At 72.3% G+C, this 9,749-nt stretch carries 11 protein-coding genes; 4 read left to right on the top strand and 7 right to left on the bottom strand.

The window, feature by feature from the left end; genetic code table 11:
• Positions 1 to 130 precede the first annotated feature (130 nt).
• Both HCN56_RS19975 and HCN56_RS19970 read left to right on the top strand, forming a co-directional pair.
• On the top strand, positions 131 to 733 hold the full coding sequence (locus HCN56_RS19975) for a TetR/AcrR family transcriptional regulator (RefSeq protein ID WP_245246777.1): 603 nt from the start codon (positions 131 to 133) through the stop codon (positions 731 to 733).
• A gap of 223 nt (positions 734 to 956) precedes the next feature.
• Positions 957 to 2,285 carry a D-arabinono-1,4-lactone oxidase gene (locus HCN56_RS19970; protein WP_167973119.1) on the top strand — a complete coding sequence of 443 codons (1,329 nt, stop codon included), beginning with the start codon at positions 957 to 959 and terminating at the stop codon, positions 2,283 to 2,285.
• Between the two features lie 86 nt (positions 2,286 to 2,371).
• Here HCN56_RS19970 and HCN56_RS19965 read toward each other — a convergent pair whose 3' ends face one another.
• From HCN56_RS19965 to clpS, 7 genes are all read right to left on the bottom strand, one after another.
• Positions 2,372 to 3,322 carry a PLP-dependent cysteine synthase family protein gene (locus tag HCN56_RS19965; protein ID WP_167973118.1) on the bottom strand — a complete coding sequence of 317 codons (951 nt, stop codon included), beginning with the start codon at positions 3,320 to 3,322 and terminating at the stop codon, positions 2,372 to 2,374.
• Positions 3,322 to 3,600: a MoaD/ThiS family protein gene (locus HCN56_RS19960; protein ID WP_167973117.1), complete on the bottom strand. Its 279-nt coding sequence runs from the start codon at positions 3,598 to 3,600 to the stop codon at positions 3,322 to 3,324. Before HCN56_RS19960 ends, HCN56_RS19965 begins: the two co-directional genes overlap by 1 nt.
• Before the next feature lie 60 nt (positions 3,601 to 3,660).
• On the bottom strand, positions 3,661 to 3,780 hold the full coding sequence (locus tag HCN56_RS27300) for a putative leader peptide (protein ID WP_376770899.1): 120 nt from the start codon (positions 3,778 to 3,780) through the stop codon (positions 3,661 to 3,663).
• 105 nt (positions 3,781 to 3,885) lie between these two features.
• A complete protein-coding gene (locus HCN56_RS19955) occupies positions 3,886 to 4,317 on the bottom strand; it encodes a M67 family metallopeptidase (protein ID WP_167973116.1) in 432 nt (143 codons plus the stop codon).
• Positions 4,318 to 4,409: 92 nt separating this feature from the next.
• Complete coding sequence (locus HCN56_RS19950; protein ID WP_167973115.1) at positions 4,410 to 5,984, bottom strand: alanine/glycine:cation symporter family protein; 1,575 nt, start codon at positions 5,982 to 5,984, stop codon at positions 4,410 to 4,412.
• 522 nt (positions 5,985 to 6,506) lie between these two features.
• Positions 6,507 to 7,103, bottom strand: coding sequence for a DUF2017 domain-containing protein (locus tag HCN56_RS19945; RefSeq protein ID WP_167973114.1), 597 nt, complete (start codon positions 7,101 to 7,103; stop codon positions 6,507 to 6,509).
• Positions 7,103 to 7,396, bottom strand: a complete 294-nt coding sequence (clpS, locus tag HCN56_RS19940; protein WP_209312966.1) for an ATP-dependent Clp protease adapter ClpS — start codon at positions 7,394 to 7,396, stop codon at positions 7,103 to 7,105. Before clpS ends, HCN56_RS19945 begins: the two co-directional genes overlap by 1 nt.
• Before the next feature lie 173 nt (positions 7,397 to 7,569).
• Here clpS and HCN56_RS19935 point away from each other — a divergent pair, with 173 nt between their 5' ends.
• Together HCN56_RS19935 and HCN56_RS19930 are read left to right on the top strand one after the other, a co-directional pair.
• Positions 7,570 to 8,919 (top strand): nicotinate phosphoribosyltransferase, encoded by a 1,350-nt coding sequence (locus HCN56_RS19935; RefSeq protein WP_167973110.1) that lies wholly within the window; start codon positions 7,570 to 7,572, stop codon positions 8,917 to 8,919.
• 207 nt (positions 8,920 to 9,126) lie between these two features.
• A complete protein-coding gene (locus HCN56_RS19930; protein WP_167973108.1) occupies positions 9,127 to 9,717 on the top strand; it encodes an isochorismatase family protein in 591 nt (196 codons plus the stop codon).
• The last annotated feature ends 32 nt before the right edge of the window (positions 9,718 to 9,749 follow it).

Genomic DNA, 9,749 nt, shown 5'->3' with positions numbered 1-9,749 from the left:
CGCCGGCCACCGGGTGGCGCGGCCACGGGCCGCGGGGCGGCGGAGGGTCCGGCGCCCCGGACGGGTCCGGCCGAGCGGCGGCGGGCCCGGGAGGCCGGACGGCCGGGAAGGAGGCACCGCGGTGCCGAGGATGAGCGCGGTGGAGCGGCGGCGGGAACTCGTGGAGGCGACCGTCCGGCTGATGGTGCGCGAGGGGGTGCCGGCGGTGACCACCCGGGCGGTGGTGGCCGAGGCCGGGATGACGCTGGGGACGTTCCACTACTGCTTCGCCTCCAAGCGGGAGTTGCTGCGGGAGGTCACGGCGGCGCTGGTGGACCGCGAGGCCCGGGCGAGCCTGGCCGCGGTGGAGCCGGGCGGCGGGGTGCGTGAGACGGTGGCCGGGGCGCTGGAGGCGTTCCTGGCGGTGGTGCGGGAACGCCCGCGCGAGCAGCAGGCGTTGCTGGAGCTGACCCAGTACGCGCTGCGGACGGAGGGCGAGGAGGATCTCGCGGTCCTCCAGTACGACACCTACCGCCGGGCGGCGGCGACGGTGGTGTCGTCGGTGGCACGGGCGTGCGGCGTGGCGTGGACGGTGCCGGAGCCGGTGGTCGCCCGGACGGTGGTCGGCATGCTCGACGGGCTGACCGTCGCGCTGCTGGTCGACGGCGACGAGGCGGCGGCACGGGAGCAGGTGGCGGTGCTGGCCGGCTGCCTGGCGGGGCTGACGCGCCCCGCCCCGGTCGACGCGTCCTGACGCGGTCTGCCGAACGGTACCGGCCGGGGGGCCGCGGCCACGAACGGCCGGAACTGGTGCACTCGTCTTGGACAGTTGACTTACCCCGTGGCGCGGACCACACTGACGCCACCGCGCCACTCCCCCGTCCTGGCGTGCGAGCGGCGGGAGTGGCGCGGCTCGACCACGCCTCGGCGCGTGCACGGCCGGGGCGCCACCCGCGGCCGGAAGGACGGTCGGTCCGATGACGGACACCGCGTGGCGCAACTGGGCCGGCACCGCGACGGCGCGGCCCGCCCGTGTCGTCCACCCCGCCGACGTCGACGAGATGATCGCCGTGGTGCGGGCCGCCGCCCGCACCGGGGAACGGGTCAAGGCCGTCGGCAGCGGACACTCCTTCACCCCCGTCGCGGTCACCGACGGCGTTCAGCTGGTCCTGGACCGCCTGGACGCGGTGACCGCCGTGGACCGCGCCGCCGGCCTGGTCACCGTGGAGGCCGGTCTGCCGCTGCACCGGCTGAACCGGGCGCTGGACGCGCACGGACTGGCGCTGCGGAACATGGGCGACATCGACCGGCAGACGGTGGCCGGCGCCGTCTCCACCGGTACCCACGGCACCGGCCGTGACTCCGGTGCGCTCGCGGCACAGGTGCACGCACTGGAACTCGTCACGGCGGACGGCCGGTTGCTGCGCTGCTCCGGGACCGAGCGGCCGGAACTGTTCGCCGCGGCCCGGGTGGGGCTCGGCGCGCTCGGCGTCCTGACCCGGGTCACCCTGCGGTGCGAACCCGCCTTCGACCTCTGCGCCGTCGAGGAGCCGATGCCGCTGGCGACCGTCCTCGCCGACCTCGACCGGCTGGTCGCGGACAACGAGCACTTCGAGTTCTACTGGTTCCCGCACACCGCCCGCACGCTGACCAAGCGCAACAACCGGCCCCGGGACGGCGACGCCACCCGGCCGCTGCGCCCGGCCCGGGCGTGGCTGGAGGACGAGTTCCTCTCCAACACCTGCTTCGAGCGGGTCAACCGCCTGGCGACGCTCCGGCCGGCGTGGGTGCCGGCGCTGAACGCTGTCAGCGCCCGCGCGCTCTCCGCGCGCAGCTACCGCGGCGCCTCGCACCGGGTGTTCACCGCGCCGCGCCGGGTGGTCTTCCGGGAGATGGAGTACGCGCTGCCGCGCGCGGCGCTGCCGGAGGTCCTGGAGGAGGTCCGCCACTGGGTGGAGCGCTCCGGTGAGCGCATCCCCTTCCCGGCGGAGATCCGGTTCACCCCGGCCGACGACGTCTGGCTCTCCACCGCCTACGGCCGCCCCACCGCCTACCTGGCGGTGCACCAGTACCACCGGCTGCCGCACGAGCGGTACTTCGCGGCCGTGGCGCGGATCGCCGACGCGGCGGGCGGGCGGCCGCACTGGGGGAAGCTGCACCGCCTCGGGGTGCGGGAGCTGACCGAACGCCACCCGCGCCTGGGGGAGTTCCGCGCGCTCCGCGCCGAACTGGACCCCCTGGGGCGGCTGTCCAACCCCTATCTCGACCGGGTGCTCGGCCGGGTCGGCGGCGCCCCCGCCGACTGACCCCGGGCCGGGGCGCCGCGTCGCGCCCCGGCCCCGCCCCTCACCGCCCCGGAGGACGGACGGCCCCGGTGCGGGCGGTGGACCACTCAGGCCCAGAGCTGGCCCTGGAGCTTCTCCACCGCCTCCTCGGTGCTGGCGGCGGTGTAGACGCCGGTGGAGAGGTACTTCCAGCCGCCGTCGGCGACCACGAAGGCGATGTCGGCGCTCTCACCGGCCCGCTGCGCCCGCGCGGCGACCCCCAGCGCGGCGTGCAGCACCGCGCCGGTCGAGATCCCCGCGAAGATGCCCTCCTGCGAGAGCAGTTCACGGGTGCGGGCCACGGCGTCCGCCGAACCCACCGAGTAGCGGGTGGTCAGCACGGACTCGTCGTACAGCTCGGGGACGAAGCCCTCGTCGAGGTTGCGCAGCCCGTACACGAGGTCGTCGTAGCGGGGCTCGGCCGCCACGATCCGGACGCCGGGGCGGTGCTCGCGCAGGTAGCGCCCCACCCCCATCAGGGTCCCGGTGGTGCCGAGCCCCGCGACGAAGTGGGTGACGGAGGGGAGGTCGGCGAGGATCTCGGGGCCGGTCGTGGCGTAGTGGGCACCGGCGTTGTCCGGGTTGCCGTACTGGTAGAGCATCACCCAGTCCGGATGGTCCGCCGACAGCTCCTTGGCGACCCGCACCGCGGTGTTGGAGCCCCCGGCGGCCGGCGAGGCGATGATCTCGGCACCCCACATGGCGAGCAGCTGCCGCCGCTCCTCGGAGGTGTTCTCCGGCATCACGCAGACGATCCGGTAGCCCTTGAGCCGGGCCGCCATCGCCAGCGAGATGCCGGTGTTGCCGCTGGTGGGTTCGAGGATGGTGCACCCGGGCGTGAGCCGCCCGTCCTTCTCGGCCTGCTCGATCATGTGGAGCGCGGGGCGGTCCTTGATCGAGCCGGTCGGGTTGCGGTCCTCCAGCTTCGCCCACACCCGCACCTCGTCGGAGGGCGAGAGCCGCGGCAGCCGCACCAGGGGGGTGTTGCCGACCGCGGCCAGCGGCGAGTCGAAGCGCATCAGCGGGCGCCGCCGGCGACGGCGGGGAGGATGGTGACGCTGTCCCCGTCGGCCAGTTCGGTGTCGATGCCCTTGAGGAACCGCACGTCCTCGTCGTTGAGGTAGACGTTGACGAACCGGCGCAGTTCCCCGCCGTCCACCAGGCGCTCACGGATCCCGGGGTGGCGGGTCTCCAGATCGGTGAAGAGCGCGGCGACGGTCTCCCCCTCGCCGGGCACCGCCTTCCGGCCGTCGGTGTAGGTGCGGAGGATGGTCGGAATGCGGACCTCGATGGCCATGGGTGTGCTCCTGGGTGACGAGTGTCGGGCTGGTCGGGGCGTGCGGTCGCGCCCGGCAGGTCATGCCGGGGCGGCGGCGCGGCGCGTACACACGGCGCTCGCGAGGCGGCACAGGTCGACGTGCAGGCGCGCCACGAGCAGGACGCTCGGGGGCTCGGTCATCACGTCGGTGTCAACCACGGGATCATCGTAACGATTCCCGGGGCCGAAACCCGAGGGGTGTCCCGGCATGCGAGCACTTCGGTCCCACCCACCGGACAGCCGGCGCGCAATCCCGCTCGGCCGTCACCCTTCGTAGGCGTCGACCACCGCCACGTCCTCCTCCGTCACCTCGCCGTCCACGATGCGGAACGAGCGGAAGGAGACCGGGCCGTCGTCGTTGGCGCACTCGGCGGTGGAGACCAGCACGTAGTGGGCGCCCGGCTCGCTCGCGAGGCTGATGTCGGTGCGCGAGGGGTACGCCTCGGTGGCGGTGTGGGAGTGGTAGACCACCACCGGCTCCTCGTCCCGGTCGTCCATCTCCCGGTACAGCCTCAGCAGGTCCGCCGAGTCGAACTCGTAGAACGTGGGCGAGCGGGCCGCGTTGAGCATGGGGACGAACCGCTCGGGTCGGCCGCTGCCCGCGGGGCCGGCCACCACGCCGCACGCCTCGTCGGGGTGGTCGCGGCGGGCGTGGGCCACGATCGCGTCGTGGAGCTGCTGGGTGATGGTGAGCATGCCGGTCAGCGTAGCCCGCGGACACACGCCCGCCCGGCCCCCTCCTCCGGAAGAGGAGAGGAACCGGGCGCGGCGTGCGACGGCAGAGCGGATCAGGCGGAGACGCGTTCCTTCTGCCCGAAGGACTCGCCCTCGGCGGCCTCCGCCGCCTCGATCTCCTCCTCCGACTGGCCGGCGTCGCGGCGCCGGATGTACTCCAACGTCTTGTTGAGCTCCCGCTTGATCACCGGCATCAGGAAGTAGAGGCCGATGATGTTGAAGAGCGCCGCCAGGAAGAGGAAGGCGTCGGTCATGCCCACCACCTGGTCCAGTGCCATGACCGCACCGATGACGATCATGAAGCAGAAGATCAGCTTGTAGATGAGGTCGCTGGCCTTGCTCTTGCCGAAGAGGTAGTGCCAGGACTTCTGACCGTAGTAGCTCCACGTGATCAGCGTGGAGAAGGCGAAGAGGATCACCGCGGCCACGAGGAAGCCGGTGAACCACGGCAGCGCCGTCTCGAACGCGTCACGCGTGAGCAGGATGCCGGTGCCGGTGCCGGAGACCGCGCCGCCCTCGGCGACCGTCTCCCGGGCCTCCTGGTACATCGGGCCGTTGACCACGATGATCGTGAGGGCGGTCATGGTGCAGACGATCACGGTGTCGAAGAAGGGCTCCAGCAGCGCGACCAGTCCCTCGGTCGCGGGCCGCTTGGTCTTCACGGCGGCGTGGGCGATCGGGGCGGAGCCGACGCCCGCCTCGTTGGAGAACGCGGCACGCTGGAAGCCGACGATCAGCGCACCGAGGATGCCGCCGGCGACGCCGGTCGGGTTGAACGCCTCGGTGAAGATGGTCGCGAACGCGCCCGGGACCTCGGTGATGTTGAGCAGGATGATGACGGAACAGGCCGCCACGTACATGATCCCCATCGCGGGGACGACCACGGAGGTGAGCTTGCCGATGTACCGGATGCCGCCCATCAGGACGACGAACACGACGACGGCAAAGAAGATGCCGTAGGCGAGCGCACCGGCGTTGCTGTCGAAGAAGCCACCGAGCTCGGCGCCGAGGATGCTGGCCGACTGGTTGGACTGGAAGACGTTGCCGCCGAAGAAGGCGAACACGAGGATCATGATGGGCGCGAGCGCCGCCAGCACCATCCCGAGCTTGGGGCGGCCGATCTCGGCGAGCCCCTTGCGCAGGTAGTGCATCGGCCCGCCGGACACCGTGCCGTCCTCGTGGACCTCCCGGTACTTCACCCCGAGGGTGCACTCGGCGAACTTGGTCGCCATGCCGAGCAGACCGCAGAGGATCATCCAGAAGACGGCCCCGGGGCCACCGATCGAGATGGCGATGGCGACACCGGCGATGTTGCCGAGACCCACCGTCCCGGAGAGAGCCGAGGTGAGCGCCTGGAAGTGGGTGACCTCACCCGGCGCGCTCGGCTGGTCGTACTTGCCGCGCACCAGGCGCAGCGAGGTGCGCACGTGGCGCACCTGCGCGAAGCCGAAGTAGACGGTGAAGACCGCTCCCGCCACGGCCAGCCACAACACGATGGGCATGATGTCGGCCCCACCGAGGTTGAACGAGAAGAACACGACATCCTGCATGAAGGTGGACACCGGCTCGACAATCTCGTCCACACGATCGGAGAACCGATCGGCCCATGTCTGGGTCTCTTCTTCCATGAACAACCTCTGCTGATCGCTGCGGGGGACACCGAGTTCCGGCCCGTGCCGAACTCGGCCTTCCGATCGCGCACCCCGGATCTCGGAGCGGCACGATTAACTGATGTGAGTTCCTATCACGCAGCACGATATTCAGGTCGTGATTGGTATCACACAATCTGATAACAGTGCTTCGACGGCACCAGTCAAGACGACCAAAAGCCACAAACAGCCCAGCATCAGCACGCAGCGTGATTGGCGAGGGGTGTGAGCATCACTCGTGGTGACCATGTATTCGACACGCCGACACACGGGCAGGGAACGGGCACCCCCGCCGAGCACTCGGGGTATTCACGCAGCGGCAACGCAGCGGAAATAGAGGGTCACCCCGGAAAGGCACTAAGGACCATCAGGAAAAACACCACTGTCGCAGCAGGACCGTAATTGCGTCACGGTCCTGTTGTCAGCCGGAACGGCGAAGCTCCCGCCACCGTCGGGTGGCGGGAGCTTCCGACTCCGAGGCGTCCGTCGACGCCGGATCGATCAGGGCAGCAGCGTCTCCACCAGGGTCTCCTGGAGACCGCCGAGCCAGAGGTAGGCCAGCGCTATCGGCTTCACCGGGTCGTCGTCGGGGAGGTCGAAGAGCCGGTCGGTCTCGTCGTCCTCCGAGATCTCCAGCCGGGTGCCGATGGCGAGTCGCAGGTCGTTGAGGGTGACGAGCCACCGCTGCGACTCCGCCGGCGACAGCCGCAGCTCGGCGCCACCGACCTCACCGGCGTCCAGCGCGTCGAGGTCGCGGATGACGGCGAGGCCGTCCTCCCGCTTGCGCGCCCGCAGGTCCAGTTCGGTGTAGCGGCGGAACTCCGAGGACCGCCGCTCGTCCTCCTCCTCGGCCGGCCGGCCGGGGGCGCCGTAGGCGTCGGGGAAGAGCCGCGCCAGCACGGGGTCCGCCGGCGGCCGGGAGGGGCCTTCCGCGAAGAGGGCGTCCAACGGGTCCGCCGCGGGGTCGTCCTCGCCCGGTCCGGGCCCGATCAGTTCCAGCAGCTGCGCGGTCAGGCTGCGCAGAATCGAGATCTCCGCGGAATCCAGCGAGACGACCGCGCCCGCGCCGTCCGCGACGGGCTTGAAGTACCCCGACATCAGCGGTCCTGCGTCAGGGTCGCCCAGAGGCCGTAGCCGTGCATCGCCTGCACGTCGCGCTCCATCTCCTCGCGGCTCCCGGAGGAGACCACCGCGCGGCCCTTGTGGTGGACGTCGAGCATCAGCTTCTTCGCCTTCTCCTTGGAGTACCCGAAGTACGCCTGGAACACGTACGTCACATAACTCATCAGGTTCACCGGGTCGTTGTGGACCAGGGTGATCCACGGGACGTCGGGCGCGGCGACCTCGGACGGCGCCTGTTCGGACTCGGTGCGCTCGATCTCCAGAGGCATGGCACTCACGGCTGTCGTCAACGCTCTCTCTTCGCAGGGTGAACCACCGCACACTCTCCCATGCTGCCACCGGTCACCGCGCATCGCCCGGATCACCCGGGAGCCGCACGGGGGACCGCTCCCACCGGCACGGGGTAATCGTCAAACTGACGATATTGCGCTATGCTCGCCGTATGGACAGCACCAGCGCCCTACGCCCGCCGCACCAGGTCGACGTTCCCTCGACGGCGCTCTTCACGGACCACTACGAGCTGACGATGATCCAGGCGGCCCTGCGCGCCGGTACCGCGCACCGCCGCTCGGTCTTCGAGGCGTTCACCCGCCGCCTGCCCGAGGGCCGCCGCTACGGCGTCGTCGCGGGCACCGGCCGCGTGCTGGAGGCCATCGAGAACTTCCGGTTCGAGCCGGCGATGCTGGAGTTCCTGCGCGAGCGCCGCGTCGTCGACGACCGGACGGTCGACTGGCTCGCCGACTACCGCTTCAGCGGCGACGTCCACGGCTACCCCGAGGGTGAGGTGTACTTCCCCGGCTCGCCCGTGCTGCGGGTGGAGGGCGGCTTCGCCGAGTGCGTCCTGCTGGAGACGGTCATCCTCTCCGTCCTCAACCACGACTCCGCCGTCGCCGCGGCGGCCTCCCGGATGTCGAGCGCCGCCGGCGGCAGGCCGCTCATCGAGATGGGCGCCCGCCGCACCCACGAACTGGCCGCCGTCGCCGCCTCCCGCGCCGCCTACGTCGGCGGGTTCGACTCCACCTCGGACCTGGCCGCCGGGTACCGCTGGGGCATCCCCACCGTCGGCACCAGCGCCCACGCGTTCACGCTCCTCCACGACAACGAGACCGACGCGTTCCGCGCGCAGGTCGACTCGCTGGGCGCCGGCACCACGCTGCTGGTCGACACCTACGACGTCACCGAGGCGGTCCGGATCGCGGTGGAGACCGCCGGCCCCGAACTCGGCGCGGTCCGGATCGACTCCGGCGACCTGCTCCTCGTGGCGCACCGGGTCCGCCGGCAGCTCGACGAACTCGGCGCCCACCGCACCCGGATCGTCGTCACCAGCGACCTCGACGAGTACGCCATCGCCTCGCTCGCCGCCGCCCCCGTCGACGCCTACGGGGTCGGGACCCAGCTGGTGACCGGCAGCGGGCACCCCACCTGCTCGATGGTCTACAAGCTGGTGGCACGCGCCACCAGCGATGCCCCGGACGCGCCGCTCCACCCGGTCGCCAAGCGCTCCACCGGCGGGAAGACCTCGATCGGCGGCGCCAAGTGGGCCGCCCGGCGGCCGGACGCCTCGGGCGTGCCCGAGGCGGAGGTGGTCGGCACCGGCGAGGTGCCCGCCGACCTGGCGGACCACCTGATGCAGGTGGAACTGGTCCGCGGCGGCGAGGTCGTCGGCCGTGAACCGCTGACCGCCGCGCGCGAGCGGCACCTGCGCTCCCGCGAGCGGCTGCCGCTGTCGGCGGCGCAGCTGTCGCGCGGTGAGGCCGTCCTCACCACGGAGTACCTCACCGACCGGGGCTGACCACCCCGCCCACCGGGCGGCGGGCCCGCGTGCGCGCCGCCCCGCCCGGGCCCTGTCCGGTACCTGCCGCCCGGCCCCCGGGGGGCGCGTGCCGGACAGCACCTAGGCTCGAACACCCGCGCGGGAGCCCGCCGCCGGACCCGCCAGACCCGCCAGACCCGCCAGACCCGCCAGACCCGCCAGACCCGCCAGAAGGGGTGTCCCGTTATGCGTCGCGCACTCATCGTCGTCGATGTCCAGAACGACTTCTGCGAGGGCGGAAGCCTCGCCGTCGCCGGCGGCGCGGCCGTCGCCGCCGCGGTGGCCGAGCTCGTCCGTGCACCCGGGTCGCCGTACGACCACGTGGTGGCCACCCGCGACCACCACATATCCCCCGGCGACCACTTCTCCGACACCCCGGACTTCGTGGACTCCTGGCCGGTGCACTGCGTCGCCGGCACGTCCGGGGCCGACTTCCACCCCGGGTTCGCGCCGGTGGCCGCCTCCGGCGCGGTGGAGGCCTGTTTCGACAAGGGTGCCTACACCGCCGCGTACAGCGGGTTCGAGGGTGAGGACGCCGCCGGCGCGGGCCTGGCGGAGTGGCTGCGGGCCCGCGGGGTGACCGAGGTCGACGTCGTCGGCATCGCCACCGACCACTGCGTGCGCGCCACGGCGCTGGACGCGGCGCGCGAGGGGTTCGCCACCCGGGTGCTGCTGGAGCACACCGCGGGGGTCTCGGCGCAGACCGTGGAGCGCGCCCTGGCCGAGCTGCGCGAGGCGGGCGTGACCCTCGTGGGCGAGTCGGCCGTCGCCGCCTGACGCGGCGCTGCCGCGGCGCCGGGGCCCGGCGC

Origin of the sequence: Streptomyces lonarensis, from assembly GCF_012033735.1 — a bacterium.
Lineage (GTDB): Bacteria > Actinomycetota > Actinomycetes > Streptomycetales > Streptomycetaceae > Streptomyces > Streptomyces lonarensis.
This window is presented reverse-complemented; position numbering and strand designations above follow the sequence as displayed.

Bases quoted from the DNA above. Each gene is read 5' to 3' on its own strand.
- HCN56_RS19930 (WP_167973108.1), top strand. From the start codon at position 9,127: ATGCGTCGCGCACTCATCGTCGTCGATGTCCAGAACGACTTCTGCGAG.
- HCN56_RS19955 (WP_167973116.1), bottom strand. From the start codon at position 4,317: ATGCTCACCATCACCCAGCAGCTCCACGACGCGATCGTGGCCCACGCC.
- HCN56_RS19960 (WP_167973117.1), bottom strand. From the start codon at position 3,600: ATGGCCATCGAGGTCCGCATTCCGACCATCCTCCGCACCTACACCGAC.
- HCN56_RS19965 (WP_167973118.1), bottom strand. From the start codon at position 3,322: ATGCGCTTCGACTCGCCGCTGGCCGCGGTCGGCAACACCCCCCTGGTG.
- HCN56_RS19945 (WP_167973114.1), bottom strand. From the start codon at position 7,103: ATGTCGGGGTACTTCAAGCCCGTCGCGGACGGCGCGGGCGCGGTCGTC.
- HCN56_RS19950 (WP_167973115.1), bottom strand. From the start codon at position 5,984: ATGGAAGAAGAGACCCAGACATGGGCCGATCGGTTCTCCGATCGTGTG.
- HCN56_RS19970 (WP_167973119.1), top strand. From the start codon at position 957: ATGACGGACACCGCGTGGCGCAACTGGGCCGGCACCGCGACGGCGCGG.
- clpS (WP_209312966.1), bottom strand. From the start codon at position 7,396: ATGCCTCTGGAGATCGAGCGCACCGAGTCCGAACAGGCGCCGTCCGAG.
- HCN56_RS19975 (WP_245246777.1), top strand. From the start codon at position 131: ATGAGCGCGGTGGAGCGGCGGCGGGAACTCGTGGAGGCGACCGTCCGG.
- HCN56_RS19935 (WP_167973110.1), top strand. From the start codon at position 7,570: ATGGACAGCACCAGCGCCCTACGCCCGCCGCACCAGGTCGACGTTCCC.